The following is a 26,595-nucleotide window of genomic DNA, read 5'->3' as shown; positions in this document are numbered from 1 at the left end:
CGTACGAGGTGTTACCAAGCGGCGCATCAGGCAGTTGAAATCGCCGCGTCATTCGGGGCAAGGTGGCGGCCCGGTCCGGTATCGTCCGGCAAGTCCTGAATTGTCTCGGAGTGTTCATGAGCACCATCGCCATCAAGAAGCTCGGCCCGGAAGACGCGCCGGCGCTGGCCCCGCTGATCGCCGAATACGCGCAGGCGCTGAAGCGCGGCGCGCCGCGCCGGCCCGACCAGTATTACGCCGAGCGCATCCTCGGCGACCGGACGGCGGAAGTGATCGGCGCCGAGTTCGAGGGCCGGCTGGTCGGCTTTGCCATCTATTTCGACCTGCCGGAGATCATTTCCGGCCTGCGCACCGGCCAACTGGACGAGATCTACGTGCATCCGGACGCCCGCAACAACGGGCTGGCGCGGCGGATGATCGAGTGGCTGGTGGGCGAGGGCGCGCGGCGCGGCTGGTACGAGCTGCGCTGGATCGTGCCGGGCAAGAATGTCCCGGCCGTGACGCTCTACGACCAGATCGCCGAGCCGGCGGACTGGAAGGGCTATATCCTGGCCATCGACCGCGGCGGCAACTGAAGCTGCCGCCGGTCTTTCCTGAAGAGCGCCCGCCGCAGCCTCAGCGCAGCGGCGGGAGCGTGCCGACGGGAATGAAGCCGACGCGCGCGGTGCCTTCGGCAAAGGCGAGCGGCACGGTGACCGCCGGCTCTCCGTCGAGCGTCGTCGGCTGACCGAAGGCGGCGAGCGCCCCGGCAAGGCTGGTCGGCACGTTGGAGCCTTGCGGGAAGAACGGGGCGAGCAGCGGCGGCAGGCCGGCGGCCCCGGCGACGGTGAGCGGCAGCGTGCCGTTGAGCCGTCCGGCCTCGTCCAGCCAGAGGCTGCCATTGGCCGACAGGGTGACCCCGCCCGAGGCAAGGCGCAGTTCGCGGACGGTGAGCGCGCCCTCATTTTTCAGCAGGGCGATCACGTCGGCGCCGTGCGGGGCAAGCAAGGCCGCGCCGCCGGCAAGCCCGACATTGGCCAGAACGTCGACGGGGGCGGCCGTTCCCGGCAGGGCGAGCTCGTCGAGCCGCAGGGCGGCATCGGCGGCGCCCGCCACGTCCGGCGACTTGCGCAGATGCAGGTTGGCAAGCACGGCGGAGGCCGAAAGGCTGTCGTCGGCAAGGCTGAAGACCGGGGAGACGATCTCGATGTCGCCGCGGTCGAGGTCGCTGTTGCCGAGGCGCAGGCTGGCGCGGGCGGTGGTCCAGGCGGCCTTGAGGCCAGGGACCAGGCGGTCCGTTTCCACGGCGGCCGGACTGTCGGCCTCGACGATCACATGCCAGGGATTGTAGGCGAGGGCGACGGCGCGAAAGCCCTCGAAGCTGGCGCGTTCGCCGCCAAGGCCCGTCACGGCGAGCGGCTTGCACGACAGCTCGAAGCGGAAGGGGAAGCCGCCGAGATCCTGGTCGGTGCAGGCGATCTCGCCGCCTTCCGCCTTTGCCGCAAGGCGCATGGTGGTGAACAGGTCCGAGACCATGCCGCGGGCAACAGTCCAGTAGCCGCTCCACAGGGCGATCACCAGAACCACCAGCGTCGCCAGCAGGATGTAGCCGCGCTTCGACCCGGGTTTGCGCGGGGGCTTGCCTGGGATCAGCGGGGAACGGGGCGTGTCGTCGGTCATGTCAGCTGTCCTGCGGTTTTGCGCCCCGAGCGGCGCCGTGATGCCTGAAAGCACGGGCCGGAGGCGGATTCAAGGCCGTTCGGCACTGTTGCCAGCGGCGATGAGGATTGTTAGGTCCTCTGACCCGGACGGAACGACACGAGGCCGGATGCGAGCGATGCAGGATCTTTGGGTGTTCGGTTACGGGTCGCTGATGTGGCGGCCGGGCTTCGAGTTCGAGGAGGCGGTGCAAGGCGTGCTGCACGGCGCCCATCGCTCGCTCTGCATCTATTCCTGGGTCCATCGCGGCACCGAGACGCGGCCCGGCCTGGTGCTCGGCCTCGACAGGGGCGGGGCCTGCCGGGGCGTCGCCTATCGTGTTGCCGCCAGCCGGCGGGACGAGGTGATCGCTTACTTACGCGAGCGCGAGCAGGCGACCATGGTCTATCTGGAAGCCCACCGCCGGGTGCGGCTGGAAGGGCGCGCCGACCGGCAGGTAACGGCGCTGACCTATGTGGTCGACCGCACCCATCCGCAATATGCCGGCGTGCTGACGACCGAGCGCCAGCTGGAGCTGGTGAGCGGCGCCGTCGGCCAGTCCGGCGCCAATCCCGACTACGTCCTCAACACGGTCGACCATCTGATGCAGATCGGCATCCGCGACCACGGGCTGGAAGCGCTGGGCAAGCGGCTGCGCCAGTCGATGGCGCCGGCCCTATCCGCCGGCTGAGAGCCTGCGTCAGGCGACCGCCGAGGCCGCCAAACCGCCGCGCGCGACGATGAAATCGAGCACGTCGGAAACGCCCTTGCCGTCCTTCACGTTGGTGAAGACGAAGGGCCGCTCCTTGCGCATCAGGCGGGAGTCCCGGTCCATTACTTCCAGCGAGGCACCGACCAGCGGGGCGAGATCCGTCTTGTTGATGACCAGAAGGTCCGAGCGGGTGATGCCGGGTCCGCCCTTGCGCGGGATCTTGTCGCCGGCGGAGACGTCGATGACGTAGATCGTCAGGTCGGCAAGCTCCGGCGAGAAGGTGGCGGCCAGATTGTCGCCGCCCGACTCGATCAGGATCAGGTCGAGCGCGGGGAACGCGGCCTCCAGCTCGGCGACGGCGGCAAGGTTGATCGAGGCATCCTCGCGGATCGCGGTATGCGGGCAGCCGCCGGTCTCCACGCCGCGGATGCGCTCGGGCGCCAGCGCGCCGGAGCGGGTCAGGAACTCGGCGTCCTCGCGGGTGTAGATGTCGTTGGTGATGGCGGCGATGTCGTAGGTGTCGCGCAGCCGCTTGCACAGGGCGTCCATCAGCGCCGTCTTGCCGGAGCCGACGGGGCCGCCGATGCCGATGCGCAGGGGGCCGTTGGGGGAGGGCATGGGGATCTCCTTCGAAAAGCTGTTGCGGCGCCGCTCAGGAGCGGAACAGCCGGGTGTACTGGGTCTCGTGCTTCATGGAGGCGATGTCGGCGGCGAAGGCGCAGCCGCCGATCTCGTCGAGCGGCGCCTCCAGCGCGGCCGCGGAGAGGGCGACGACGTCCGGCCCCAGACCGTTGACGACCCGCTGGCCGTCGGTCTGGCCGAGCGGCACGGCGCGCACCGCCGCCGAGACGAGGTTGGCGGCGAAGGCATGCAGGAAGGCGGTGGCGACGGGCCCGGCCGGCAGGCCCCAGGCGGCGGCGGATGCGGCAAGCGCCAGCGCATAGGTCCAGCCGCCGCGCGCAAGCGCTGCCTCGCCCCGGGTCAGGCGGGCGAAGAGGCGCGTTGCCGCCGTGTCGCCGGACGGCGGCCAGGCGCCGACGATGGCGGCGATGAAGGCATCGCCCTGGGCGGTCGCCTCCAGCCGGCGCTCCGAGCTCGGCTGCAGGGCAAGCGAAAGGTCGAGCAGCTCGCGGAACGCCGCCTCGTCGCCGAGGGTCGCCGTCCGCATGCCATGGACGAGCATCAGTGTGTCGCTCCAGCCGGCACCATGGCGCAGAACGCCGGCGGCCCAGGCCTGCAGCGTTGCCGCATCGCGCAAGGTGCCGTCCTCGACTGCCCATTCCAGCCCGTGGCTGTAGGTGTAGGCGCCGACCGGAAAGGACGGCGACATCCAGGCGAGCAGGGCGTGCAGTCCCGCGCCGGAAACGGCGGCGGTCTCAGGAGCCATCCGCAGCTGTGTCATGGGAGTGCGCGTGCGCGTGGGAGTGCGAGTGGCCATGATGATGGTGGCCGGCGTCATGGGAGTGTGAATGGCCATGAGAATGCGAATGCGCGTGTGAATGCCCGTGCCCATGCTCGTGATGGGAGTGGGGATGCGAATGGGCATGATCATGCCCCTCGACCGTGCCGTGGCCGTAGGCGCCGCCTTCCGGATCGAACGGGGCGACGAGCGGCGTCATCTTGCCGCCGAGCCGGGCCACCAGATCCTCAATCACGTGGTCGCGGCGGATGCGCAGCGCGCCGGGCAGGAGCTGGGTCGGCAGGTGGCGGTTGCCGAGATGCCAAGCGATGCGCAGCAGGTCGTCGGCCGTCTCCGCCTCGATGTCGACGAGATCCTCGCCGGCGGCGAGGATCGCGACGATGCGGCCGTCCGCGAGCAGGAGCGCGTCGCCGTGATGCAGCTGCACCGCGCGCGGCAGGTCGAGCAGCACCTGCGTGCTGCCGGCGCAGTCCAGCACCGCGCGGCGGCGGTGCCGGTCTTCCCGGTCGAGCACGACGCTGTCGGCCGGCGCGCCTTCCCAGCTGCCGGCGGCGAGGATCTCCTGCACCCGGATCATGCGATGGCCTCGGCTCCTCGTTTCATGGCGGCGGCAAGCGCCGGACGCGACAAGACCCGCTCGAGATAGTCGGCGACGGGGCCGCTCTCCGGCAGGTCGAATTTCGCCAGCTTCGCCCAGTTGGCGCAGTGGGCGATCAGGATGTCGGGCACGGTGAATTCCGCCCCCATGACGAAGGGACCTTCGCCGAGAAGATGCTCGAGATGGCGTAGACCTTCGGCGAATTCGGCCGCGCACACGCGCTTGACCTCAGGCACGCGCAGCTCTTCCGGGTGGATGAAGCTGTTCTTGGCGGCCGTCCACAGCGCGCCTTCCAGCACGTCGACGGTGAACTGGGTCACCCCGTCCTGGCGCGCCCGGTCGAGCGTGCCGGCGGGATAGGTCAGCTTGCCGTGCTTGTCGGCGAGATACTGGCAGATGGCGACGGAATCGGTGAGCGCGGTGTCGCCGTCCTTGAACACCGGCACCTTGCCGGTCGGGTTGAGCGCATTGACCTCGGCGGCGTGCGGCGCCGCCGGGATGTAGTCGTAGGGCTCGCCCAGTTCCTCCAGCATCCACAGGACGCGCATGGCGCGGGTGCGCGGATAGCCGATCAGCGTGTACATGCAGTAATCCTCCGGTCGGTAACGGTTCCTCCGCTTCCGACCCTAGAACAGGAAATAGCGCTGGGCCATCGGCAGGACTTCCGCCGGTTCGCAGGTCAGCAGCTCGCCGTCGGCGCGCACCTCGTAGGTCTCCGGGTCGACCTCGATCACCGGGGTGGCGTCGTTCAGCACCATCGAGGCCTTGGAGATCCCTGAGCGCGTGTTGGAGACCGGCAGCACCAGTCGGTCGAGGCCGAGCCGCTCCTTGATGCCGTCGTCGTAGGCGGCCTGCGAGACGAAGGTGACGCTGGAGGCGGTCATCGAGCGGCCGTAGGCCCCGAACATCGGGCGGTAGTGGACGGGCTGCGGCGTCGGGATCGAGGCATTGGGATCGCCCATCGGTGCGGCGGCGATGGTGCCGAGCTTGAGCACCAGCTCCGGCTTGACGCCGAAGAAGGCCGGATCCCACAGCACGAGGTCTGCCAGCTTGCCGACCTCGACCGAGCCGACATGCTCGGAAATGCCGTGGGCGATGGCCGGGTTGATGGTGACCTTGGCGATGTAGCGGCGGACGCGCAGATTGTCGTTCTCGCCGCGCTCGCCGGCCAGACGGCCGCGCTGGACCTTCATCTTGTGGGCGGTCTGGAAGGTGCGGATGATCACCTCGCCGACCCGGCCCATGGCCTGGCTGTCCGAGGCGATGATCGAGAAGGCGCCCATGTCGTGCAGGATGTCCTCCGCCGCGATGGTCTCGCGGCGGATGCGGCTTTCGGCGAAGGCGACGTCCTCGGGGATCGAGCTGTCGAGGTGGTGGCACACCATCAGCATGTCGAGATGCTCGTCGATGGTGTTGACCGTGTAGGGCCGCGTCGGGTTGGTGGAGGACGGGATGACGTTCGCCTCGCCGCACAGCTTGATGATGTCCGGCGCGTGGCCGCCGCCGGCGCCTTCCGTGTGGAAGGCGTGGATGGTGCGGCCCTTGAACGCGGCGGTGGTGTTTTCCACGAAGCCGCTCTCGTTGAGCGTGTCGGTGTGGATCATCACCTGGATGTCGTAGGCGTCCGCCACGGCAAGGCAGCAGTCGATGGCCGCGGGCGTGGTGCCCCAGTCCTCGTGCAGCTTCAGCGCGCAGGCGCCGGCCAGGATCTGCTCCTCCAGCGCCGCCGGCAGCGCGGCATTGCCCTTGCCGGCGAAGGCGAGGTTCATCGGGAAGGCCTCTGCCGCCTGCAGCATGCGCTCCATGTGCCAGGGGCCGGGCGTGCAGGTGGTGGCGTTGGTGCCGGTGGCCGGGCCGGTGCCGCCGCCCAGCATGGTGGTGACGCCCGACATCAGCGCCTCGTCGATCTGCTGCGGGCAGATGAAGTGGATATGCATGTCGAGGGCGCCGGCGGTGACGATCTTGCCCTCGCCGGCGATGGCCTCGGTGCCCGGGCCGATGACGATGTCGACGCCGGGCTGGATGTCCGGGTTGCCGGCCTTGCCGATGCCCGAGATGCGCCCGCCGGTCAGGCCGATATCGGCCTTGTAGATGCCGGTATGGTCGATGATCACCGCATTGGTGATGACCGTGTCGACGGCCCCTTGCGCCCGCGTGCGCTGGGACTGGCCCATGCCGTCGCGGATGACCTTGCCGCCGCCGAACTTCACCTCCTCGCCGTAGATGGTGAAGTCCTTCTCGATCTCGATGACGAGATCGGTGTCGGCAAGGCGGAGCCGGTCGCCGGTGGTCGGTCCGAACATGTCCGCATAGGCGGCGCGGCTGATCTTGAAGGGCATCGGCGTCTCCGTGGCGCGGCGGCGACCGGGGCGGGGATCAGTTCCCCAGGCCCTCGGTCAGTTGTTCGAGTTGCTGGGTGCGTTGCCTGGTCAGATCGGCAAGGCACGAATAGATGAGCATCGGCTCCATCGAGCCGCCGCGTGCAAGAAAGCCGGCCGCGGCGCAGGCCTTGTCGCGGTAGGGGATCCAGGCGCGCTGGGCTTCCTTCAGCGCTTCGGCGGCGCCCTTCAGGTCGGCGGACAGCTCGGCGTCCATCGCGCGCATCGACTTCATCGCCGCCGAATAGGCGGTGTTGAGCTCGGCATCGGCGGCGTCCCACTCCTTCTCGGCGCAGTAAGTGAGCTCCATCTGGACGACGGCGTTGTCGCAATCGATGTCCGGGTCCTGCTGGGCGGTCGCGGGAGCGGCCGGCAGCCACAGGGCGATGAGGGCGGCGGAAGCGGCGAGTTTGGCAATACGGGTCACGAGGGAACTCCCTTGGTTGGTCAGAGCGTGCCCATCACCTTGCCATTGAAACCGTAGACCGCGCGATCCCCCACATAGGGAACGAGGGTGACCTTGCGCTTTTGTCCCGGCTCGAAGCGGATCGCCGTGCCGGCGGGAATGTCCAGCCGGTGGCCGCGTGCCGCGGCGCGGTCGAAGGCGAGCGCCGGGTTGGTTTCGGCGAAATGATAGTGCGAGCCGACCTGGACGGGACGGTCGCCGGTGTTGGCGACCTCGATCTCCAGCATGCGGCGGCCGGCATTCAGCTCGATATCGCCCTCGGCGGGCAGCAGTTCACCCGGAATCATCTGGCGCTCCTTCAGCGGATCGGCTGGTGGACGGTGACGAGCTTGGTGCCGTCGGGAAAGGTCGCCTCGACCTGCACGTCGTGGATCATCTCGGCGATGCCGGGCATCACCTGGTCGCGGGTCAGCACCTGGCCGCCGGCGCTCATCAGGTCGGCGACGGTGCGCCCGTCACGGGCGCCCTCGACCACGAAGTCGGTGATCAGGGCCACGGCTTCGGGATAATTCAGCAGGACGCCGCGGGCGAGCCGCTTGCGGGCGACTTCGGCTGCCATGGCGATCAGCAGCTTGTCCTTTTCCCGCGGGGTGAGTTTCATGGCCTGGTCCTCATCTTGGTCTGCGGTTCTTTCGTCCGGCTCAGCAGTACCACGTGCGCGGCAGGCGCGCCCCGCGCCAGGTCTCCAGGAATGAGACGAGACCGGCGCGCAGGTCCTGGCCGCTGTCGGCGAGAAAGCGGAAGACGAGAAGATCCGGAAGGGCGCTGACGCCGCCGCGCAGCCGCTCGCCGAGCAGCGGGCTCATTGCCTCGCGCGCCCGGTCCAGCAGGCCGGAGACGCCCTCGCGGCAATCCACCAGCGTGGCGAAGGCGCGGCTGCCGGCGGCGGTCGCCGAGCCGGAGAGAATGTCGGTGGCATCGCCCTGGATACGGGCCTCGTCGGCGAAGACCAGACGGCCCTCGCGGCGGATGCGCCAGCGGTCGCGGAAGCCGAGGGCATGCACGTCCTCGCCCATCGCCTCGCGCCCGAGCACCAGGCTCTCGATGGCCAGCAGCCGGGCGCCGGGCGCAAGATCCACGGTAAGCGAGCGCTGCAGGGCGGCCCGGTCGAACAGGATGGTTTCCTGCGGCAGCCATTCCAGTACTGCGTCCTCTTCGGCGCGCAGGGCGCTCGCCACCTCGGCCGCGCCGTCGATGCTGCGATAGACGCGCTCGGCCGCCTGGGTGGTCAGCACCGCATGGGCGCCGGGGCCGGCGGTGGCGTCGAATTCGATCCGGTCGCCGCCGGTCAGGCCGCCGGCGGTGTTGAGGAACACGGCGACCGGCGGGGTGCCGTGGGTCTTCGGCAAGCGGATCTTGGCGGAGCCGCTCTGGCCAAGCTCCTTCAGCCGGGTGGTCTCGCCTTGCCGGGCAAAGGACACGTGCGCATGCCCGCGCACCCGCTGCATCGCGGGGATCGGTGTGGCCGGGGCGGCGGGTTCAACGGTCATTCCGGTTCCGGTCTTGCTCGAATGCTGATGGGAATCCGGGGTTTGGACCGGATCGGCTGGGGGAGAGAACGAGGGTCGCCGCCCTTGCTTCCTCCAGCATAGCAAGAGAGGGGCCAGTCGGTTCGATCCCGAAAGGCGCGACGTCGGCTTCGCCGGCGGGCCACCCAATTGCCGCAAACTTGCGCAATTGCCTGCTTGGTGGGCAGTTTGCGAAAGGGGATGCCTGCGGGCACGCTTTGCATTCTGCCCGCAGGATCGGTTACATAGGGGGAGCATCGACGGACCCCGGCCCCAACGCGGGAGGGTCCGCCATCGCCGCAGGATTGCCGCGGCGGCCGGACATGCGGAGGCTTTCTGACGTGCTGAAGATTACCGGACGCCATCTGGGCGGGCGCCTGTGCGGCCTTGCGGTCGCGGCCAGCCTTGCCGTTGCCGGCCTGCTGCAAACGGGCGCGAGCGCCCGGGCGGAGGTCGCCGCCTGGATCGTCATCGACGCGGAGACCGGCGCGGTGCTGGACCACAAGGACGCGCTGCGCCAGTGGTATCCCGCCTCGATCACCAAGCTGATGACCGCCTATCTCGCCTTCAAGGCGGTGCGCGAGGGACGCGCGACGCTGGAGAGCGCGGTGGCGATCAGCGCCAATGCCCATGCGCAGCCGCCGAGCAAGATGGGCTTCAAGCCCGGCACGCAGCTGACGCTCGACAGCGCGCTGAAGATGCTGATCGTCAAGTCGGCGAACGACATCGCCGTTGCGGTCGGGGAATCGCTCGCCGGTTCGGAGCCTGCCTTCATCGAGATGATGAATGCCGAGGCGCGCCGGCTCGGCATGAGCGCCACGCATTTCGTCAACCCGCACGGGCTGCCGGACAACCGCCAGGTCTCCTCCGCGCGCGATCTCGCGGTGCTGGCGCGGGTGCTGTGGCGCGAATTCCCGCAGTACCACGCCTATTACGGCCTGCCGGCGATCAAGGTCGGCAAGAAGACGCTGCGCTCGGCCAACCGCGAGTTCCTGGCCCGGGTGCCCGGCGCCAGCGGCATGAAGACCGGCTACATCTGCAATTCCGGGCTGAACGTCGTCGTCTCGGCGACGCGCGGTGGGCGCACCGTGCTGGCGGTGGTGCTGGGCGCGGCCTCGGGCGTGGAACGGGCCGCCAAGGCGCGGGTGCTGGTCGATGCCGGCTTTCGTCAGCGGTCCGGGCGCAATGTCGAGGCGATGACCGGCGTTGCCGGCGCACCGCCGGCCGACGGCTACTGCAAGCGCAATACCAAGCCGACGGCCGACGAGCTGCTGGCCACCTACGGCACGTCGCGCGGCCTGCGCGGCACCACGACCCTGTCCTATGCCCAGCTCGACCCGTCGATCAACGGCGTGCGCCGGCCGATCGTCGGCCAGGCGCCGCAGCAGGCGGTGTCGGCGGATGACGACGACGTGCCGACTCGCGACGACGGCAAGACCGACTGGGGCAAGGTGATGGACGAGATCATCGGCCCGCGGTCGCGCGTCGACCAGGCGGTGCAGGTCGGTCTCGGCGTGCCGAAAGGCCGGGCGCCGGCCTCGGAGGCGAAGATCGCAACGCTCGCCAATGTGCCGATGCCGAAGGAAAAGCCGGTTGCGGTGATGGGCGCGGGGTCGTCGGCCCTGTTGCCGGCCGCCACGACGCAGGCGCCGGCAGGCGAAGCCAAGCCGGGCGCGATCTTTCGCGGCCAGCCGCTGGTGATCCTGCCGCGGCCCACCCCCAATCCCCGCCCGTAGCCCGGTGCGCCGTCGCCTGGACGGCGCCCGCCAGAGGACAGCGACGTGACCGAGACCGACCAGACCGGAAAGCGCCCGCGCGGGCCGAAGCCGCCGATACCGATGACCGTGATCACCGGCTTTCTCGGCGCCGGCAAGACGACGCTGCTGAACGGTCTGCTGAAGGATCCCGCGCTTGCGGACGCTGCGGTGATCATCAACGAGTTCGGCGAAGTCGGCCTCGACCACCTGTTCGTCGAAGGCGGCGAGGAAGGCATCGTCGAGCTGTCCTCCGGGTGCCTGTGCTGCACCATTCGCGGCGATCTGGTGACGACGCTCGAGAACCTGCTGCGGCGGCTCGACAACGGCCGCACCGAGCGGCTGTCGCGGGTGGTGATCGAGACGACGGGGCTCGCCGATCCGGCCCCGGTGCTGCACACGGTGATGCAGCATCCCTATCTGGTGATGCGCTACCAGCTCGACGGGGTGGTGACCCTGGTCGACGCGGTCAACGGCCTTGCGACGCTCGATGCCCAGGAAGAGGCGGTGAAGCAGGTGGCGGTCGCCGACCGCATCGTGCTGACCAAGACCGATCTTGCGGAAGGCGCGGAAGCGCTCGACCCGGACAGCCCGCTGCGCCGGCGCATCGCACGGCTCAACCCGGCGGCGCCGGTGATCATTGCGGCAAATGGCGAGGCGAGCGCTGCACGGCTGATCGGCACCGGGCTCTACGATCCGGCGACCAAGACGGCGGACGTTTCGCGCTGGCTCAACGAGGAAGCCTATCGCGACGGCCACGGCCATTCGCACGGGCACAGTCATAGTCACAGTCATGGGCACGGGCACCACGATCATGACCACGGGCATGGCCATGATCACCATCATCACGGGCATGACCATTCCCACGACGTGAACCGCCACGGCGATTCGATCCGCGCTTTCTCGCTGTCGACCGACCGGCCTGTGCCGGCGGCGGCGCTGGAGATGTTCCTCGACCTGCTTCGCTCGGCGCATGGGCCGAAGCTGCTGCGGATGAAGGGTGTGGTGCAGATTGCCGAGGATCCGGACCGGCCGGTGGTGCTGCACGGGGTGCAGCACGTGTTTCACCCGCCGGCAACGCTGCCGGCCTGGCCGGACGACGACCATCGCAGCCGGCTGGTGTTCATCACCCGCGACCTGCCGGAAGCCTTCGTGCGCAAGCTGTTCGACGCCTTCACCAGCACGCCGGCGACGGATACGCCGGATGCGGCGGCGCTGTCGGACAACCCGCTCGCGATCCGCGGCTTCAGCGGCAGCTTTCGCTGATCAGGCTTTCGGGCTGTCCCGGCGCACGCGGATCAGGCCTTCCTGTGCCACGGAGGCGACCAGCTGGCCGTCGCGCGAAAACAGCGAGCCGCGGGTAAAGCCGCGCCCGCCCGAGGCCGAGGGGCTGTCCTCCGCGTAGAGAAGCCATTCGTCGGCGCGGAAGGGGCGATGGAACCACATGGCGTGGTCGATGCTTGCGACCTGGAGCTTGGGATCGAACACGCTGGTGCCGTGGGCGAAGAGCGACGTGTCGAGCAGCGTCATGTCCGAGGCATAGGCCAGCACGCAGGAATGGATGCGCGGGTCGTCCGGCAGGGCGGCGCTGGCGCGGACCCAGACATTCTGCGAGGGCGTCAGCTTGCTGCGGCTGAAATAGTGGGTCATGTCGACCGGGCGCAGCTCGATCGGCCGGTCGCGCTCCCAGTAGCGGCGGACCGGCTCTGGCGCGTGGGCGAGGAACTTTTCCTTCAGCTCGGCCTCGCCGGGCAGGTCCTCGGGCATCGGTACGTCGGGCATGACCGCCTGGTGGTCGAGGCCTTCCTCGAAGGTCTGGAACGAGGCGGCGACGGAGAAGATCGGCTTGCCGTGCTGGATCGCGACGACCCGGCGGGTGGTGAAGCTGCCGCCGTCGCGAATGCGGTCGACCTCGTAGATGATCGGCACGGCCGGATCGCCGGGGCGCAGGAAATAGCCGTGCAGCGAGTGGACGCTGCGCTCCTGCGGCACGGTGCGCGAGGCGGCGACCAGCGCCTGGCCGATCACCTGGCCGCCGAAGACGCGCTGCCAGCCGACCTGCGGGCTCATGCCGCGGAAGAGATTGTGTTCCAGCGGCTCGAGATCGAGTATCGAGAGAAGGTCGTCGACGGCTGAGCGCATCCGGCACCTGTTCGCATGAACGGAAAGGGTGCGAGAGCCTTCGGGGCGCGGGGCGGCAATGTCAAGACTGACCCAGGGGCACATGCCTCATGGGTCGCAAGGAACACGGGAGCGACAGGATGGGCATCCAGATGGACGAGCTCGACGTTCTGGTCGGCGGCGGCGGGTATGTCGGCCTTTCGCTGGCGGTGGCGCTGAAGCAGGCCGATCCCGGCCTCCGCGTTGCCGTGGTGGACCTGCGTCCGCGCGAGGCGATTTCGAAGGATCCGCGCGCCTCGGCCGTTGCGGCGGCGGCGAGCCGCATGCTCGATCGGCTCGGCGTATGGTCGCAGATCGCGCCGCATGCGCAGCCGATGATGGAGATGATCGTCACCGATTCGCGCCTGCGCGATGCGGTGCGTCCGGTGTTCCTGACCTTCGACGGCGAGGTGGAGCCGGGCGAACCCTTCGCCCACATGGTGCCGAACGGGCGCATGGTCGCCGCACTCGCCGACCGGGCCGAGGAGCTCGGCGTGGAGCTGATCGCGCCGGACGCGGTCTCGGGCTTCACCAGCAGTTCGTCGGACGTCGAGATCCGCCTCGCCTCCGGCGGGGTGCGCAAGGCGAAGCTGCTGGTCGCCGCCGACGGCGTGCGCTCGAAGCTGCGCGATCTGGCGGGCATCGGCACGGTGCGCTGGGAATACGACCAGTCGGGCATCGTCACCACCGTTGCCCATGAGCGGCCGCATGAGGGCCGCGCCGAAGAGCATTTCCTGCCTTCAGGCCCCTTCGCCATCCTGCCGCTGACCGGCAACCGCTCGTCGCTGGTGTGGACCGAGCGGCGCGACGATGCCGAGCGGCTGGTGAAGGGCGACGACTTCACCTTCGAACTGGAGCTGGAGCGCCGCTTCGGCCACCATCTCGGCAAGCTGTCGCTCGACGGCCCGAGACATGCCTTCCCGCTGGGGCTGACGCTGGCGCGCTCCTTCGTGCAGCCGCGGCTGGCGCTGGCGGGCGATGCCGCCCACGGCATCCACCCGATCGCGGGGCAGGGCCTCAATCTCGGGTTCAAGGACGTTGCGGCGCTGGCCGAGGTGCTGGTGGAGGCGCGGCGGCTCGGCGAGGATATCGGCGCGCTCGACGTGCTGGAGCGCTACGAGCGCTGGCGGCGGTTCGACACGTTCCGCATGGGGGTGGTGACCGACGTCTTGAACCGGCTCTTTTCGAACGATATGGATGTCGTGCGCGCGGTCCGCGACGTCGGCCTCGGCCTCGTCGACCGCATGCCCTCGCTGAAGCGGTTCTTCATCCGCCAGGCGGCGGGACTGGAAGGTCCGTCGCCGCGGCTCTTGGTCGGCGAGGCGATCTGACGGCATCGGGACGGGCTGCAGGGCACGGGAGAAGACCGGATAGATGGCCGGGTCACAGGCAGCCGAACATGTCCGGCCGCAACGCATCATCCTGATTACCGGTTGTTCCTCAGGGATCGGCGCCGCGGCGGCACACACGCTGCGCGGCCGCGACTGGCGCGTGTTCGCGACGGCGCGGCGACAGGACGATGTCGAGCGGCTGCGGGCCGCGGGCTTCGAGAGCTTCCGGCTCGACTATCAGGACGAAGCGAGCATCCTTGAGGGCGCCGCAGAGCTGTTCGAGCGGACCTCCGGCCGGCTCGATGCGCTGTTCAACAACGGCGCCTATGCCATTCCCGGCGCGCTGGAGGACATGCCCTCCGATGCGCTGCGCGGGCTGTTCGAGGCGAATTTCTTCGGCTGGCACACGCTGACGCGGGCCGTGGTGCCGCATATGCGCCGGCAGGGGCATGGGCGCATCGTCCAGTGCTCGTCGATCCTCGGCTTCATCGGCATGCCCTATCGCGGGGCCTACAACGCGTCGAAGTTCGCGCTGGAAGGCTATAGCGACACGCTGCGGCTGGAGCTCGCCGGCGCCGGCATCCAAGTCTCGCTGATCGAGCCGGGACCGATCTCCACCCGCTTCACGCAGAACGCGATGGCGAATTTCGAAAGGGTGATCGGCGAGGAAGGGGCGGTCGTATCGCCCCATCGGGAGATCTACGAGCGGCGCCTTGCCCGTATGCGGGGCGGTGAACCATCGCTGTTCAAGCTGCCGGCGCGGGCGGTGGTCAAGCATCTGGTGCATGCGGTGGAGGCACCGCGCCCGCGCCCGCGCTACCGGGTGACGATACCGACCACGGTGATGGCCGGACTGAAACGACTGCTGCCGACCCGCGGGTTCGACTGGGTGCTGTCGCGGGCGGCACGATCCGAAGAATAGGGCCGGCAGGCATGAGCCGCGGCCGTCGCTGAGAAAGGACTTCCCATGGCCGACTTCCTGCGCATGTCGATCCCCTTTGCCGTTGGGGCGGTGGCGGTCGTGCTGCTGCTGGGCTTGTGGAACATGATGCGCGGGGGACCCTCGTCGCGTTCGCAGATGCTGATGCGCTGGCGCGTCGGGCTGCAGTTTCTCGCCGTGGTCATCGTGATGGCGGTGCTCTATCTGACGGGCACGCGGCCGTAAGGCGCGCAAGATGACACCGATTGCGGAGAAGGACATGCCATGGTGGTGCTGAACAAGATCTACACGAAGACGGGCGATGCCGGCACCACGGCCCTGGCCTCCGGCGAACGGCGGCCGAAGCACGATCTCAGGGTCGAGGCCTACGGCACGGTCGACGAGACGAATGCGGTGGTCGGGCTGGCGCGCCAGGCGACGGCCGCGGCCCATCCCGAGCTCGACGCGGTGCTGGCGCGGATCCAGAACGATCTCTTCGACCTGGGCGCGGACCTTGCGACGCCCGAGAGCGACGAGCCGCCGGCCTATCCGCCGCTGCGCGTCACCGATGCCCAGGTCTCGGCCATCGAGGCGGCCATCGACCGGTTCAACGCGGACCTGTCGCCGCTGCGCTCCTTCGTGCTGCCGGGCGGTTCGCCGGCGGCGGCGCAGCTGCATCTCGCCCGCACCGTGTCGCGCCGCGCCGAGCGGCTGATGACGGAGCTGGCCGCGCGCGAGACCGTCAGCCGGCCGGCGCTGGTCTACATGAACCGGCTGTCCGATTTCTTCTTCGTCGCCGCGCGCTGGGCGAACGACAAGGGCGCGGCCGACGTGCTGTGGGTGCCGGGGCAGAACCGTTAGGGTCACGGCCCCCGGGCATTCTCGCCGCACTTGACGCGGGGCCTTGTCCGCCGGAAAGCTGCCCCAGACAACAGGACGCCTCGCCCCATGTTCATCCCGCTCTACGACCACAAGCCGCTGGTGCATGTGCGGCGGCAATTTGTCACATGGGGGCTGATCGTCGCCAATGTGGCGATCTTCCTGCTGGTCCAGCAGGGCGGTCTGTCCGATCCGGCGATGCAGGCCTCGAGTCTGTCCTACGGGCTGATCCCGGCGGTGCTGTTCGATGTGCGCGACCTTGCGCCGGAGCTGGTGGTGTTTCCCGAGCCGGCGGCGCTGATCACCTATGCCTTCCTGCATGGCAGCTGGATGCATCTGGGCGGCAACATGCTGTTCCTCTGGGTGTTCGGCGACAATGTCGAGGATGCGATGGGCCACCTCCGCTTCCTCGTCTTCTACCTGCTCTGCGCGGCGGCGGCCGGCTACGGCCATGCGCTGACCGAGCCGGGATCGGTGGTGCCGCTGATCGGCGCCTCGGGCGCGGTCGCCGGGGTCATCGGCGCCTATCTTGTGCTGCATCCCAGGGTCCGGGTCTGGGTGCTGGCCTTCGGCCGGCTGCCGCTGCGCCTGCCGGCGTCTTGGGTGCTGGGCGCGTGGATCGCCTTTCAGGTGGTGATGGCCTTCGGCATCGGCGACCATCAGGTGGCCTGGTGGGCGCATGTCGCGGGCGCCGCCGCCGGGGCCTTGCTGGTTGTGCCGATGCGCCGGCGCGGTGTGCCGCTGTTCGACAGGAGACTGTAGCCGGCGCGTGCAAGGGAGCATGCCGGTTTTGCGGCAGTCCGCTTCCCTTACGTGGCGTTGACAGCCATCGAGCGCGTCATTACGGTCCCGGCCCGACGACAAGGAACCTGCGGAAAGCTGCGGTTCCCGGGTGTCCTGAGACGTTGCGGATACGAAAGGCGACCGGCGGCGGAATCTTGCGGTCGCGTGAGCGGGAGGTTGAAAAACCCATGAAAATCCTTGTGCCCGTGAAGCGGGTGATCGACTACAACGTCAAGGTGCGTGTGAAGGCGGACGGTTCGGGCGTCGACCTGGCCAACGTGAAGATGTCGATGAACCCGTTCGACGAGATTGCCGTCGAGGAGGCGATCCGTCTGCGCGAGGCCGGCAAGGCCGAGGAGATCATCGTGGTCTCGGTCGGTCCGCAGCAGGCGCAGGAAACGCTGCGCACGGGCCTGGCCATGGGCGCCGACCGCGGCATCCTGGTCAAGACCGACGCCACCACCGAGCCGCTGGCCGTCGCCAAGATCCTGAAGAAGGTGGTCGAGGACGAGCAGCCGGGCCTGGTGATCCTGGGCAAGCAGGCGATCGACGACGACTGCAACCAGACCGGACAGATGCTCGCCGCGCTGCTCGGCTGGAGCCAGGGCACCTTCGCCTCGAAGGTCGATCTGGGCGAGGGCACGGTCGACGTGACCCGCGAGGTCGACGGCGGCCTGCAGACGGTGAAGCTGAAGCTGCCCGCCATCGTCACGACGGACCTGCGCCTCAACGAGCCGCGCTACGCCTCGCTGCCGAACATCATGAAGGCGAAGAAGAAGCCGATCGACGAGAAGTCCCCGGAGGACTACGGCGTCGACGTGGCGCCGCGCCTCGAGGTGCTGAAGACCGTCGAGCCGCCGGCACGCCAGGCCGGCGTCAAGGTCGCCGACGTTGCCGAGCTTGTTTCCAAGCTCAAGAACGAAGCCGGCGTGCTTTGATCGGACCGACAGGGAGATACTGAAGATGACCATCCTTCTTGTTGCCGAACACAGCAACGACGCCGTCAACGACGCAACCCACAAGGCGATGACCGCCGCTGCCGCCATGGGCGGCGACGTGCATGTGCTGGTCGCCGGCAAGGGCGCGCGCGCTGCCGCCGAGCAGGCCGCCAAGATCGCCGGTGCCGCCAAGGTACTGCTCGCCGACGGCGACGGCCTGGCCCAGCAGTTGGCCGAGCCGATGTCGGAGCTGATCGTGTCGCTGGCCGAGGGCTACGACGCGATCGTCGCGCCGGCCACCGCCAACGGCAAGAACATCCTGCCGCGCGTCGCCGCGCTGCTCGACGTGATGCAGCTGTCCGACGTGACCGGCGTGGTCGACGGGTCGACCTTCGAGCGCCCGATCTATGCCGGCAACGCCATCCAGACGGTGAAGTCGAACGATCCCAAGAAGGTCGTGACCGTGCGGACGGCGAGCTTCGCCGCCGCCGAGGAGACCGGCTCGGCCTCGATCGAGGAGATCTCGGCGACGCAGTCCGATCTCTCCAGCTTCGTCGGCCAGGAACTGTCGAAGTCCGACCGCCCGGAGCTGACCTCGGCCAAGGTGATCATCTCCGGCGGCCGTGCGCTCGGCTCCAAGGAGAAGTTCGAGGAGGTGATGCTGCCGGTCGCCGATGCCCTGGGTGCCGCTGTCGGCGCCTCGCGCGCGGCGGTCGATGCGGGCTACGCGCCGAACGACTGGCAGGTCGGCCAGACCGGCAAGGTCGTGGCGCCGGACCTCTACATCGCCTGCGGCATCTCGGGCGCCATCCAGCATCTTGCCGGCATGAAGGACAGCAAGGTGATCGTGGCGATCAACAAGGACGAGGAAGCGCCGATCTTCCAGGTCGCCGATTACGGCCTCGTCGCGGACCTGTTCGAGGTCCTGCCGCAGTTCAAGGCTGCCGTCGAAGCCGCCAAGGGCTGAGACGGGCGCGCGCTGCGGCGTGCGCCGAACACTTTCGAAGGGCCCGCCATGCGCGGGCCCTTCCCCTTTGCGGGCAGCGCCTTGCGGCAGGCCGTGACCCCCTTGCGAAAAAGCGCGGGCGGGTCCTTGCGGCGGGCTCGCGAAGTTGCCATGAATAGCCCCTCACATTTCCCGGCGTGCGCCGACGCGGCAGCACCGAAACGAAATCGGAACGGACGATGGTGGTCGAGATCAAGAAAGTCGGCGTGATCGGCTCGGGCCAGATGGGCAGCGGCATCGCCCATGTCTGCGCCGTGGCCGGCTTTGACGTGCAGCTCAACGACATTTCCCGGGACCGGATCCAGTCCGGCCTCGCCTCGATCAACGGCAACATGGCCCGTCAGGTCTCCAAGGGCCAGCTGAGCGAGGAGGAGCGGACCGCCGCCCTGTCGCGTATCGTGGCGGCCGAGAGCATGGACGAGCTCGGCGAGGTCGACCTGGTCATCGAGTCCGCCGTCGAGAACGAGCAGATCAAGCGCAAGATCTTCAGCCAGCTGTGTCCGCTGCTGAAGCCGGAGGCGATCCTCGCCACCAACACCTCGTCGATCTCGATCACGCGCCTGGCGGCGACCACCGACCGGCCGGAGCGCTTCATCGGCATCCACTTCATGAACCCGGTTCCCCTGATGGAACTGGTGGAGCTGGTGCGCGGCATCGCCACCGAGGACGAGACCTTCGAGGCGGCGCGGGTGTTCACCCGCAAGCTCGGCAAGACTATCGCCGTCGCCGAGGACTTCCCGGCCTTCATGGTCAACCGCATCCTGCTGCCGATGATCAACGAGGCGATCTACACGCTCTACGAGGGCGTCGGTTCGGTCGAGGCCATCGACACGGCGATGAAGCTGGGCGCCAACCATCCGATGGGCCCGCTGCAGCTGGCCGACTTCATCGGCCTCGACACCTGCCTGTCGATCATGCAGGTACTCTACGAGGGCCTGGCCGACACCAAGTATCGCCCGTGCCCGCTGCTGGTGAAGTATGTCGAGGCCGGCTGGCTCGGCCGCAAGACCCAGCGCGGCTTCTACGACTATCGTGGCGACGTGCCGGTTCCCACCCGCTGAGGCGGGGGGGTACCCGCGCAGGTTGCTCGGGTTAACCTGTCGTTAACGCTGGTCGTGCGAGGGATGGGGAAGGCTCGAACCAGGAGGCTTCCATGTCCAGTGTTGCCGCCGCCATGGTGGGCATGTCGCAAGCGCAGACGCAGAACCAGCTTGCCGCGACCTTCATGAAGCAGAACGCCGATGCGACGGCCGCCCTCGCGGCCATGCTGGAGCAGAACGCCGACTACGCGGCTGCCGTGGCCAAGGCCCCGACGCCGGCCGGTGTGGGCGGCAAGGTCGACATCACCGCCTGATTGCTCTCAAGGGCTGCCCAGAAACGCAAAGCGCCGGACGCATCCGCCCGGCGCTTTTGTCGTTCTGCGGGCCTCTCGGCCCCGGCCCTCTAGCTGCCTGCCCCGGCCGCAGCGGTCTTGCGCTGCGCCTCGATGGCCGCGCGCACCAGCGCCTTGGCATCCTCGGAGGCCCATTCGGCCGGCCCCATGAGCGCGCCGATCTCGCAGCCCTTGCCGTCGACCAGCAGGGTGGTCGGCAGGCCGGGCGCGCGGCCGCGCGCCCTGACGTCCTGGAAGATCTTCATGGTGGGATCGGCATAGAAGGCGAGATTGGAAACGCCGATCTCCTTCAGGAAGGCGCGGGGCTTTTCCTCGCCGGTCTGGTCGACGCTGACGGCGACCACCTCGAAATCGTCGCTGCCGAGCTCCGCCTGCAGCTGGTCGAGCGCCGGCATTTCCTTGCGGCAGGGCGCGCACCAGGTGGCCCAGAGATTGACCAGGACCACCTTGTCGCGGAAGTCGCCAAGGGTGAGCGGCGCGCCGGCGTCGTTGCTGAAGGCAAGCTCGGAGAGCTGGGAAGGGGCCTTGGCGGGCAGGAAGGCCGCCACCTCGCCGCGGGCGAGCGGGGCGATCTGCGAGGCAAGGCTGGCTGCGGCGCTGCAGGAGCCGGCCTGCTGCTGGTTGCCATCCGCCCCGCCGATCACGTATATCCCCGCCAGTCCTGCCATCAGGGCCACGGCGGCGATCCCGACGAGGAGCGTGCGCCGGGGAGGCCTGGTTCCGTTGGTCATCGATCCATTACCCGTTCCTTAGGGGCGCCAGAAAGGCACGTTCATGAGCAATCGCATGTGGGGAGGCCGGTTCTCGGATGGGCCGGACGCCATCATGGAGGAGATCAACGCCTCCATCGACTACGATCGCAAGCTCTACCGGCAGGATATAGAGGGTTCGAAGGCTCATGTCCGCATGCTTGCGGCGCGCGAAATTGTCGCCGCCGACGATGCCGAGAAGATCGCTCACGGTCTAGACACGATCCGGTCAGAGATCGAGGCGGGCGACTTCGCCTTCTCGCGTGCGCTCGAAGACATCCACATGAACATCGAGGCGCGGCTGGCCGAGCTGATCGGCCCGACCGCCGGCCGCCTGCACACGGCGCGCTCGCGCAACGACCAGGTCGCGACCGATTTCCGCATCTGGGTGCGCGATACGCTCGACACGCTCGACGAGCAGCTGACGGACCTGCTGCAGGCGCTCAGCGCGCGCGCGCTCGCCCATGCCGGCGACGTCATGCCGGGCTTCACCCACCTGCAGTCGGCTCAGCCGGTGACCTTCGGCCACCACCTGATGGCCTATGTGGAGATGTTCGCCCGCGACCGCTCGCGCATGCGCGATGCCCGCAAGCGGATGAACGAGTGCCCGCTCGGCTCGGCCGCGCTGGCCGGTACGTCCTTCCCGATCGACCGGGAGATGACGGCGGCAGCGCTCGGCTTCGACCGGCCGACGGCCAATTCGCTCGACGCGGTGTCCGACCGCGACTTCATCATCGAGGCGCTGGGTGCGGCCTCGATCTGCGCCATGCACCTGTCGCGCCTCGCCGAGGAAATCGTGATCTGGTGTTCGGCGCAGTTTGCCTTCGTCACCCTGTCCGACCGCTTCTCGACCGGCTCCTCGATCATGCCGCAGAAGAAGAACCCGGATGCGGCCGAGCTGGTGCGCGCCAAGACGGGCCGCATCTACGGCTCGCTGACGGCGCTGCTGGTGATGATGAAGGGCCTGCCGCTGGCCTATTCCAAGGACATGCAGGAAGACAAGGAACAGGCTTTCGACGGGTTGCCGAGCCTGTCGCTGGCGCTCGCCGCGATGACCGGCATGGTCCGCGACCTGACCGCCAACACCAAGACCATGAAGGCTGCCGCGGGTTCGGGCTACTCGACTGCGACGGACCTGGCCGACTGGCTGGTGCGCGTGATCGGCATGCCGTTCCGCGAGGCGCATCACGTCACCGGGCGCGCCGTCGGCCTTGCCGTGGAGCGCGGGGTGCAGCTGCACCGGCTGCCGCTGGAAGACCTGCAGGCGATCGAGCCGCGCATCACCGAGGACATCTTTACCGTGCTGTCGGTCGACAAGTCGGTGCGTTCGCGCACCAGCTATGGCGGCACGGCCCCGGCCAATGTCCGCAAGCAGGCCAAGCGCTGGCTGAAGGCGCTGGAGCGCGAGGCGGCGCGGCGCTGACGCACGCTGCCCTCGCCGGCAGGGCGGACAGGAGGCTTGCAGCGAACGTCGCTGCATGCGAGGAAACGGCAAGGGTCGGCGATGCCGGCCCGCTTCGAACGGTCTTCCAGGGGAGCGACGCTCACAATGGCGAAAGCTGGCATGTCTCGGGTCCTGAATGGCGGCGTGCTGATCGTGGCCGTGCTGGCGCTGACGCTCGCCGGCTGCGGCCGTCGCGGCGCGCTCGACCGCCCGGGCGACGTCGACCCCGCGCTTGTAGCGCCGGGCGAGCCGGCTCCCGCCGCCGAGCCTGCACCGGCGAAACCGGACCGGCCCTTCGTTCTCGACAGCATCATCTGAGCCGTCGCGGTTTTCCGCCGGCTGAAGGGGCGGCTCTCCCGCCCGCATCCACGGTCAGGATACGGCCTTGCACCACTTCCACTATGTCGATGACCGGCTCTTCGCCGAGGACGTCCCTCTGGAGACGATCGCCGCCGAGGTCGGGACCCCGTTCTATTGCTATTCCACCGCGACGCTGGAGCGGCACTACAAGGTGTTCAAGGACGCCTTTGCCGGGATTCCGACCCTCGTCTGCTATGCGATGAAGGCGAATTCCAACCAGGCCGTGCTGTCGACGCTGGCGCGGCTCGGTGCGGGCATGGATGTGGTTTCGGAAGGCGAGCTGCGGCGTGCGCGCGCGGCCGGCGTGCCCGGTGAGCGCATCATGTTCTCCGGCGTCGGCAAGACCGCGCAGGAACAGGCCTACGCACTCGACGAGGATATCCTCTGCTTCAATGTCGAGAGCGAGCCCGAGCTGGCGCAGCTGTCGCAGGTGGCGGTGGAGAAGGGCAAGACCGCCCGCGTCTCGATCCGCATCAATCCGGACGTCGATGCACGCACCCATGCCAAGATCGCGACGGGCAAGGCCGAGAACAAGTTCGGCATTCCCTGGGGCCGGGCGCGCGAAGTCTATGCTCATGCCGCGGCGCTGCCGGGCATCGAGGTCTCCGGCATCGACATGCATATCGGCTCGCAGATCACCGATCTGGAGCCGTTCGACGCGGCCTTCTCGCGGCTCGGCGGGCTGATCGCGGACCTGCGCTCCGACGGCCATACGATCGATCACGTCGACCTCGGCGGCGGTCTCGGCATCCCCTACCAGGACAACAACGAGCCGCCCCCGCACCCGGAGGCCTATGCCCAGGTGGTGCGCCGGCATGTCGAGCATCTCGACTGCAAGGTGATCTTCGAGCCGGGCCGGATGATCGCCGGCAATGCCGGCATCCTCGTCACCCGGGTCGTCTATGTGAAGGAGGGCGCGGCCAAGACCTTCGTCATCGTCGACGCGGCGATGAACGACCTGATCCGCCCGACGCTCTACGAGGCCTATCACGAGATCCGCCCGGTGGTGCGTCAGGCGCCCGACCATCCGCGGATCAAGGCGGACGTGGTCGGTCCGGTCTGCGAGACCGGCGACTATCTCGGCCAGGATCGGGACATGCCGGCGGTCGAGCCGGGCGACCTGCTCGCCGTGCATTCGGCCGGTGCCTATGGCGCCGTGCAGGCCTGTACCTACAACAGCCGCCTGCTCGTTCCCGAGGTGCTGGTGAAGGGCGACCGCCATGCGGTGGTGCGTCCGCGCCCGACCTACGAGGAACTGCTCGGCCTCGACCGGCTGCCGTCCTGGCTCGGCGAGGACTGAGCCGCGGCGATAGCCGGCGCCGGAGAAGCGGGCGGGCCGGCACCTTTGCCCGGCCCGGCCTTGCCAAAGCGGGCAAAACGCCCCACCCTTGATGAGTGCGGGGGGCGTGTGACCCAAGGGTCGGGCCGCGGAGGCAGACAGTGACAGACGCGAGGAAACCTGCCGGCTCCGGGCGGGGCACCGGGGAAGATGCGTCCCGGCCGGACGGCGATGTCCCTGCCGCACGGGCGCGCCTCGAGCGCGCGATCCTGCACACGCGCCTATCACTTCTTTGGGAGCAGGCCTGGCCGCTCCTGCAATCCGTCCTGATCATTCTCGCGCTGTATGTCGGCCTGTCCTGGCTCGGCTTGTGGTCGCTGCTGCCGACCTGGCTGTCGGTGATCGCCGCGCTCGGCTTCCTCGCGGCGGCCGTGCGCGCGGGCCTGCCGCTGGTGCATCTGCGCCTGCCTGGCCGGGCGGAGGCGCTGGCGCGGATCGAGCGGGTGTCGGGGCTGAGCCATCGCCCGCTCGCCGCGCTCGACGACCGGCTGTTCGACGGCGGCGGGGAAACCCCCGAGACCAGGGCGCTCTGGGAGGTGCATCGCCGGCGCGCCAGCGCGGCGCTGGCCAGCGTGCGCACCGATTTGCCGAGCCCGCAGGCCTTCCGCCGCGATCCCTTCGCCCTGCGCGTGCTGGCGGTGATGCTGCTGGTGGTCGGTTATTTCGTCGCCGAGGGCAGCCATCTGACGCGGCTGTCGCCGGTGGCAGGCGCGGGGCCGCAGGTCGCTGCGGTTCCGGCCCGGATCGACGCCTGGATCACGCCGCCGGTCTATACCGGCCGGGCGCCGGTGTTCCTGACCGGGGCGACGGCGGAGCTGCGCGAGCCCGGCAAAGCGATCAGCGTGCCGGAAGGCAGCGAAGTGATCGTCCGGGCGCAGGGCGTCGATAACCTTTCCGTGCTGCTGGTCTCGCCCGACGAGACTGTGGACCTTGCCGCGCCGCCTGCAGCGGCTGAGGGCGAGGGTGATGCGGAGGCGCCGCGCGTTGCCGCAAACACCACGGGCGACGGGCTGCGCAGCCGGCTGGAGACGTCCGCAGCGCTGGAGATCCGCGACGGCGACACGGTGCTGCATGCCTGGCAGATCGCGGTGGAGCCGGACGAGGCGCCGACCATCCGCCTGCTCGACGACCCCGAGGAGCAGCTCAGCGGCGCGCTCAAGCTGACCTATCTGATGCAGGACGATTACGGCATCGTCTCCGCGAAGGCCGACATCCGCCCGGCGCAGCGTCTCAACCAGGACAGCGGCGCGGAAATCCGCCCTCTGGTCGAGGCGCCGAGCTTTCCGCTGTCGCTCGCCGCCGGCGAGCGGCGCACCGGTTCCGGCGAGACGATCCGCGATCTGACCAGCCATCCCTGGGCCGGGTCCGAGGTCGAGCTGTTGCTCAGCGCCAACGACCATGCCGGCCAGACCGGCTATTCGGAGCCGCATCGTTTCACCCTGCCGCAGCGCCGCTTCGCCAAGCCGCTGGCGCGGGCCATCGTCGAGCAGCGCCGGGATCTGGCGCTGGATGCCAATGCGCAGGTGCGGGTGCTCGATGCGCTGGACGGCCTGATGCTGGCGCCGGACGTGTTCGGCGAGAAGGTGCGGACCTATCTCGGCATGCGCTTTGCCCGCAGCGAGCTGGTCGCGGCGCAGACCGACGACGAGCTGCGGTCCGTGGTCGACCTCCTGTGGGAGCTGGCGCTGAACATCGAGGACGGCGATCTCTCCACCGCCGAGCGAGCCCTGCGCGACGCGCAGGAGGCCTTGCGGCGGGCGCTCGAGGAGGGGGCATCGGACGAGGAAATCGCCCGGCTGACCGAGGAGCTGCGACAGGCGCTCAACGAATACATGCAAGCCTTGGCCGAGCAGATGCGGCAGAACCCGCAGGCCATGCAGCCGATGGACCCCAACGCGCAGAACCTGCGGCCGCAGGACCTCAACGAGATGCTGTCGCAGATCGAGGAACTGGCCCGCAACGGCTCGCGCGATGCCGCCCGCGAGCTTCTCGCCCAGATGCAGCGGATGCTGGAGAACCTGCAGGCGGGCCGCCCGCAGCAGATGCCGGACGGCATGACGCAGGAGATGATGCAGGCGCTCAACGAGCTCGGCCAGATGATCCAGCGGCAGCAGGAGCTGATGGACCAGACCAACCGGTTCGATCAGGGGCAGCAGCAGCAGGGCCAGCAGGGACAACAGGGCCAGCAGGGGCAGATGACGCCGGAAGAGCTGGCCGAGGCGCTGCGGCAGCTGCAGGAAGGGCAGGGCCAGCTCGGCGAGCGGCTGCAGCAGCTGCTCGACCAGATGGCGCGCAACGGCATGCCGTCGAACGAGGAGCTGGGACGGGCCGGCGAGGAGATGGGCAATGCCCGCGACAGTCTCGGCCAGGGGCAGCCGGGCGATGCCGTCGGCCAGCAGGGCAATGCGCTCGAGGCGCTGCGCCGGGGCGCGCAAGGCATGGCGGAGCAGATGTTCGGCCAGGGTCAGGGGCAGGGCGAGGGGCCGGGCATGGCCGGCCGCCAGGGCAGCCCGATGGACGAGGATCCGCTCGGGCGTCCGCGCCGCACGGAGGGCCCGGACTTCGGCGACCGGGTGCGCGTGCCCGACGAGATCGACGTGCAGCGTGCGCGCCGCATCCTGGAGGAGCTGCGCCGGCGGTTCTCCGATCCGAGCCGGCCGATGCTGGAGCTCGACTATCTCGAGCGGCTGCTGCGCCGCTATTGACGCCCGCGTGGCGCCTTGCGGGCGTGCGGATACGATACAGGGCTCGCGCGGGACAGGCGCGGGCCCTTTGCATGTC

General features: G+C 69.1%; 29 protein-coding genes. 17 read left to right on the top strand and 12 right to left on the bottom strand.

The features are described 5' to 3' along the window. Positions 1–116: 116 nt before the first annotated feature. Positions 117–575 (top strand): GNAT family N-acetyltransferase, encoded by a 459-nt coding sequence (locus BBX35_RS21020; RefSeq protein ID WP_067224787.1) that lies wholly within the window; start codon positions 117–119, stop codon positions 573–575. A 40-nt stretch (positions 576–615) separates the two neighbouring features. Here BBX35_RS21020 and BBX35_RS21015 read toward each other — a convergent pair whose 3' ends face one another. Beyond that, entirely contained in the window at positions 616–1,659 is a 1,044-nt protein-coding gene (locus BBX35_RS21015) for a DUF2125 domain-containing protein (RefSeq protein ID WP_067224325.1), read from the bottom strand. Between the two features lie 157 nt (positions 1,660–1,816). Here BBX35_RS21015 and BBX35_RS21010 point away from each other — a divergent pair, with 157 nt between their 5' ends. Continuing rightward, positions 1,817–2,368 (top strand): gamma-glutamylcyclotransferase, encoded by a 552-nt coding sequence (locus tag BBX35_RS21010; protein ID WP_067224323.1) that lies wholly within the window; start codon positions 1,817–1,819, stop codon positions 2,366–2,368. A gap of 9 nt (positions 2,369–2,377) precedes the next feature. On the opposite strand, the gene ureG is transcribed toward BBX35_RS21010, so the two are convergent. From ureG to BBX35_RS20965, 9 genes are read right to left on the bottom strand one after another with little or no spacing between them, the layout of a single operon-like run. Beyond that, on the bottom strand, positions 2,378–3,007 hold the full coding sequence (ureG, locus tag BBX35_RS21005; protein ID WP_067224321.1) for an urease accessory protein UreG: 630 nt from the start codon (positions 3,005–3,007) through the stop codon (positions 2,378–2,380). 34 nt (positions 3,008–3,041) lie between these two features. After that, positions 3,042–3,776: an urease accessory protein UreF gene (locus BBX35_RS21000; RefSeq protein WP_244271687.1), complete on the bottom strand. Its 735-nt coding sequence runs from the start codon at positions 3,774–3,776 to the stop codon at positions 3,042–3,044. Beyond that, complete coding sequence (locus BBX35_RS20995; protein ID WP_067224318.1) at positions 3,766–4,386, bottom strand: urease accessory protein UreE; 621 nt, start codon at positions 4,384–4,386, stop codon at positions 3,766–3,768. Before BBX35_RS20995 ends, BBX35_RS21000 begins: the two co-directional genes overlap by 11 nt. Then, positions 4,383–4,991: a glutathione S-transferase family protein gene (locus BBX35_RS20990; protein WP_067224316.1), complete on the bottom strand. Its 609-nt coding sequence runs from the start codon at positions 4,989–4,991 to the stop codon at positions 4,383–4,385. Before BBX35_RS20990 ends, BBX35_RS20995 begins: the two co-directional genes overlap by 4 nt. Positions 4,992–5,033: 42 nt before the next feature. Continuing rightward, complete coding sequence (gene ureC, locus BBX35_RS20985; protein ID WP_067224315.1) at positions 5,034–6,746, bottom strand: urease subunit alpha; 1,713 nt, start codon at positions 6,744–6,746, stop codon at positions 5,034–5,036. Between the two features lie 37 nt (positions 6,747–6,783). Next, positions 6,784–7,203, bottom strand: coding sequence for a lysozyme inhibitor LprI family protein (locus tag BBX35_RS20980; protein ID WP_067224785.1), 420 nt, complete (start codon positions 7,201–7,203; stop codon positions 6,784–6,786). Between the two features lie 29 nt (positions 7,204–7,232). After that, positions 7,233–7,538, bottom strand: a complete 306-nt coding sequence (locus BBX35_RS20975) for an urease subunit beta (RefSeq protein WP_067224313.1) — start codon at positions 7,536–7,538, stop codon at positions 7,233–7,235. 11 nt (positions 7,539–7,549) lie between these two features. Further along, positions 7,550–7,852 (bottom strand): urease subunit gamma, encoded by a 303-nt coding sequence (locus BBX35_RS20970; protein ID WP_067224312.1) that lies wholly within the window; start codon positions 7,850–7,852, stop codon positions 7,550–7,552. A 40-nt stretch (positions 7,853–7,892) separates the two neighbouring features. Then, positions 7,893–8,741: an urease accessory protein UreD gene (locus tag BBX35_RS20965; RefSeq protein WP_067224310.1), complete on the bottom strand. Its 849-nt coding sequence runs from the start codon at positions 8,739–8,741 to the stop codon at positions 7,893–7,895. Positions 8,742–9,082: 341 nt separating this feature from the next. Here BBX35_RS20965 and BBX35_RS20960 point away from each other — a divergent pair, with 341 nt between their 5' ends. Together BBX35_RS20960 and BBX35_RS20955 are read left to right on the top strand one after the other, a co-directional pair. After that, positions 9,083–10,495 (top strand): D-alanyl-D-alanine carboxypeptidase family protein, encoded by a 1,413-nt coding sequence (locus tag BBX35_RS20960; protein ID WP_083206502.1) that lies wholly within the window; start codon positions 9,083–9,085, stop codon positions 10,493–10,495. A gap of 102 nt (positions 10,496–10,597) precedes the next feature. Further along, entirely contained in the window at positions 10,598–11,779 is a 1,182-nt protein-coding gene (locus tag BBX35_RS20955) for a CobW family GTP-binding protein (RefSeq protein WP_067224782.1), read from the top strand. Here the strand turns inward: BBX35_RS20955 and tesB are convergent, their stop codons facing one another. Continuing rightward, positions 11,780–12,655, bottom strand: a complete 876-nt coding sequence (gene tesB, locus BBX35_RS20950; protein ID WP_067224308.1) for an acyl-CoA thioesterase II — start codon at positions 12,653–12,655, stop codon at positions 11,780–11,782. 119 nt (positions 12,656–12,774) lie between these two features. Here tesB and BBX35_RS20945 point away from each other — a divergent pair, with 119 nt between their 5' ends. From BBX35_RS20945 to BBX35_RS20905, 9 genes are all read left to right on the top strand, one after another. Next, complete coding sequence (locus BBX35_RS20945; RefSeq protein WP_088946134.1) at positions 12,775–14,004, top strand: ubiquinone biosynthesis hydroxylase; 1,230 nt, start codon at positions 12,775–12,777, stop codon at positions 14,002–14,004. 43 nt (positions 14,005–14,047) lie between these two features. Further along, positions 14,048–14,926: an SDR family oxidoreductase gene (locus tag BBX35_RS20940; RefSeq protein WP_067224305.1), complete on the top strand. Its 879-nt coding sequence runs from the start codon at positions 14,048–14,050 to the stop codon at positions 14,924–14,926. A 45-nt stretch (positions 14,927–14,971) separates the two neighbouring features. Then, a complete protein-coding gene (locus BBX35_RS20935; RefSeq protein WP_067224303.1) occupies positions 14,972–15,169 on the top strand; it encodes a twin transmembrane helix small protein in 198 nt (65 codons plus the stop codon). Positions 15,170–15,208: 39 nt separating this feature from the next. Further along, entirely contained in the window at positions 15,209–15,784 is a 576-nt protein-coding gene (locus tag BBX35_RS20930) for a cob(I)yrinic acid a,c-diamide adenosyltransferase (RefSeq protein ID WP_067224302.1), read from the top strand. 87 nt (positions 15,785–15,871) lie between these two features. Beyond that, positions 15,872–16,564: a rhomboid family intramembrane serine protease gene (locus BBX35_RS20925; RefSeq protein WP_067224300.1), complete on the top strand. Its 693-nt coding sequence runs from the start codon at positions 15,872–15,874 to the stop codon at positions 16,562–16,564. A 209-nt stretch (positions 16,565–16,773) separates the two neighbouring features. After that, on the top strand, positions 16,774–17,523 hold the full coding sequence (locus tag BBX35_RS20920; RefSeq protein ID WP_067224298.1) for an electron transfer flavoprotein subunit beta/FixA family protein: 750 nt from the start codon (positions 16,774–16,776) through the stop codon (positions 17,521–17,523). Positions 17,524–17,548: 25 nt separating this feature from the next. Further along, positions 17,549–18,490, top strand: a complete 942-nt coding sequence (locus BBX35_RS20915) for an electron transfer flavoprotein subunit alpha/FixB family protein (protein ID WP_067224296.1) — start codon at positions 17,549–17,551, stop codon at positions 18,488–18,490. Positions 18,491–18,708: 218 nt separating this feature from the next. Continuing rightward, the gene (locus BBX35_RS20910; protein ID WP_067224294.1) at positions 18,709–19,590 is read left to right on the top strand and encodes a 3-hydroxybutyryl-CoA dehydrogenase; all 882 of its coding nucleotides are present in this window, start codon (positions 18,709–18,711) and stop codon (positions 19,588–19,590) included. 92 nt (positions 19,591–19,682) lie between these two features. Beyond that, on the top strand, positions 19,683–19,883 hold the full coding sequence (locus tag BBX35_RS20905; protein WP_067224292.1) for a putative motility protein: 201 nt from the start codon (positions 19,683–19,685) through the stop codon (positions 19,881–19,883). Between the two features lie 89 nt (positions 19,884–19,972). On the opposite strand, the gene tlpA is transcribed toward BBX35_RS20905, so the two are convergent. Further along, entirely contained in the window at positions 19,973–20,653 is a 681-nt protein-coding gene (tlpA, locus tag BBX35_RS20900) for a thiol:disulfide interchange protein TlpA (protein WP_067224290.1), read from the bottom strand. Between the two features lie 43 nt (positions 20,654–20,696). On the opposite strand from tlpA, the gene argH reads away from it, so the two are divergent. The 4 genes from argH (at position 20,697) to BBX35_RS20880 (ending at position 26,519) form a co-directional block, all read left to right on the top strand. Then, positions 20,697–22,094 (top strand): argininosuccinate lyase, encoded by a 1,398-nt coding sequence (gene argH / locus BBX35_RS20895; RefSeq protein ID WP_067224289.1) that lies wholly within the window; start codon positions 20,697–20,699, stop codon positions 22,092–22,094. Positions 22,095–22,235: 141 nt separating this feature from the next. After that, positions 22,236–22,433 (top strand): LPS translocon maturation chaperone LptM, encoded by a 198-nt coding sequence (gene lptM / locus BBX35_RS20890; RefSeq protein ID WP_083206501.1) that lies wholly within the window; start codon positions 22,236–22,238, stop codon positions 22,431–22,433. Positions 22,434–22,500: 67 nt separating this feature from the next. After that, positions 22,501–23,775 (top strand): diaminopimelate decarboxylase, encoded by a 1,275-nt coding sequence (lysA, locus tag BBX35_RS20885; RefSeq protein ID WP_067224285.1) that lies wholly within the window; start codon positions 22,501–22,503, stop codon positions 23,773–23,775. A 140-nt stretch (positions 23,776–23,915) separates the two neighbouring features. Continuing rightward, positions 23,916–26,519, top strand: coding sequence for a TIGR02302 family protein (locus BBX35_RS20880; RefSeq protein ID WP_067224284.1), 2,604 nt, complete (start codon positions 23,916–23,918; stop codon positions 26,517–26,519). Positions 26,520–26,595: the final 76 nt, after the last annotated feature.

It is taken from the genome of Stappia indica (genome assembly GCF_001696535.1).
GTDB classification, from domain to species: Bacteria; Pseudomonadota; Alphaproteobacteria; order Rhizobiales; family Stappiaceae; genus Stappia; species Stappia indica.
Note: the sequence above shows the minus strand (reverse complement) of the source record. Positions and strands in the feature narration are given on the sequence as shown.

Excerpts from the sequence above, each read along its gene's own strand:
- BBX35_RS21020 (WP_067224787.1), top strand. The coding sequence starts at position 117 with ATGAGCACCATCGCCATCAAGAAGCTCGGCCCGGAAGACGCGCCGGCG.
- BBX35_RS21015 (WP_067224325.1), bottom strand. The coding sequence starts at position 1,659 with ATGACCGACGACACGCCCCGTTCCCCGCTGATCCCAGGCAAGCCCCCG.
- BBX35_RS21010 (WP_067224323.1), top strand. The coding sequence starts at position 1,817 with ATGCAGGATCTTTGGGTGTTCGGTTACGGGTCGCTGATGTGGCGGCCG.
- ureG (WP_067224321.1), bottom strand. The coding sequence starts at position 3,007 with ATGCCCTCCCCCAACGGCCCCCTGCGCATCGGCATCGGCGGCCCCGTC.
- BBX35_RS21000 (WP_244271687.1), bottom strand. The coding sequence starts at position 3,776 with ATGGCTCCTGAGACCGCCGCCGTTTCCGGCGCGGGACTGCACGCCCTG.
- BBX35_RS20995 (WP_067224318.1), bottom strand. The coding sequence starts at position 4,386 with ATGATCCGGGTGCAGGAGATCCTCGCCGCCGGCAGCTGGGAAGGCGCG.
- BBX35_RS20990 (WP_067224316.1), bottom strand. The coding sequence starts at position 4,991 with ATGTACACGCTGATCGGCTATCCGCGCACCCGCGCCATGCGCGTCCTG.
- ureC (WP_067224315.1), bottom strand. The coding sequence starts at position 6,746 with ATGCCCTTCAAGATCAGCCGCGCCGCCTATGCGGACATGTTCGGACCG.
- BBX35_RS20975 (WP_067224313.1), bottom strand. The coding sequence starts at position 7,538 with ATGATTCCGGGTGAACTGCTGCCCGCCGAGGGCGATATCGAGCTGAAT.
- BBX35_RS20970 (WP_067224312.1), bottom strand. The coding sequence starts at position 7,852 with ATGAAACTCACCCCGCGGGAAAAGGACAAGCTGCTGATCGCCATGGCA.
- BBX35_RS20965 (WP_067224310.1), bottom strand. The coding sequence starts at position 8,741 with ATGACCGTTGAACCCGCCGCCCCGGCCACACCGATCCCCGCGATGCAG.
- BBX35_RS20960 (WP_083206502.1), top strand. The coding sequence starts at position 9,083 with ATGCGGAGGCTTTCTGACGTGCTGAAGATTACCGGACGCCATCTGGGC.
- BBX35_RS20955 (WP_067224782.1), top strand. The coding sequence starts at position 10,598 with ATGACCGTGATCACCGGCTTTCTCGGCGCCGGCAAGACGACGCTGCTG.
- tesB (WP_067224308.1), bottom strand. The coding sequence starts at position 12,655 with ATGCGCTCAGCCGTCGACGACCTTCTCTCGATACTCGATCTCGAGCCG.
- BBX35_RS20945 (WP_088946134.1), top strand. The coding sequence starts at position 12,775 with ATGGGCATCCAGATGGACGAGCTCGACGTTCTGGTCGGCGGCGGCGGG.
- BBX35_RS20940 (WP_067224305.1), top strand. The coding sequence starts at position 14,048 with ATGGCCGGGTCACAGGCAGCCGAACATGTCCGGCCGCAACGCATCATC.
- BBX35_RS20935 (WP_067224303.1), top strand. The coding sequence starts at position 14,972 with ATGGCCGACTTCCTGCGCATGTCGATCCCCTTTGCCGTTGGGGCGGTG.
- BBX35_RS20930 (WP_067224302.1), top strand. The coding sequence starts at position 15,209 with ATGGTGGTGCTGAACAAGATCTACACGAAGACGGGCGATGCCGGCACC.
- BBX35_RS20925 (WP_067224300.1), top strand. The coding sequence starts at position 15,872 with ATGTTCATCCCGCTCTACGACCACAAGCCGCTGGTGCATGTGCGGCGG.
- BBX35_RS20920 (WP_067224298.1), top strand. The coding sequence starts at position 16,774 with ATGAAAATCCTTGTGCCCGTGAAGCGGGTGATCGACTACAACGTCAAG.
- BBX35_RS20915 (WP_067224296.1), top strand. The coding sequence starts at position 17,549 with ATGACCATCCTTCTTGTTGCCGAACACAGCAACGACGCCGTCAACGAC.
- BBX35_RS20910 (WP_067224294.1), top strand. The coding sequence starts at position 18,709 with ATGGTGGTCGAGATCAAGAAAGTCGGCGTGATCGGCTCGGGCCAGATG.
- BBX35_RS20905 (WP_067224292.1), top strand. The coding sequence starts at position 19,683 with ATGTCCAGTGTTGCCGCCGCCATGGTGGGCATGTCGCAAGCGCAGACG.
- tlpA (WP_067224290.1), bottom strand. The coding sequence starts at position 20,653 with ATGACCAACGGAACCAGGCCTCCCCGGCGCACGCTCCTCGTCGGGATC.
- argH (WP_067224289.1), top strand. The coding sequence starts at position 20,697 with ATGAGCAATCGCATGTGGGGAGGCCGGTTCTCGGATGGGCCGGACGCC.
- lptM (WP_083206501.1), top strand. The coding sequence starts at position 22,236 with ATGTCTCGGGTCCTGAATGGCGGCGTGCTGATCGTGGCCGTGCTGGCG.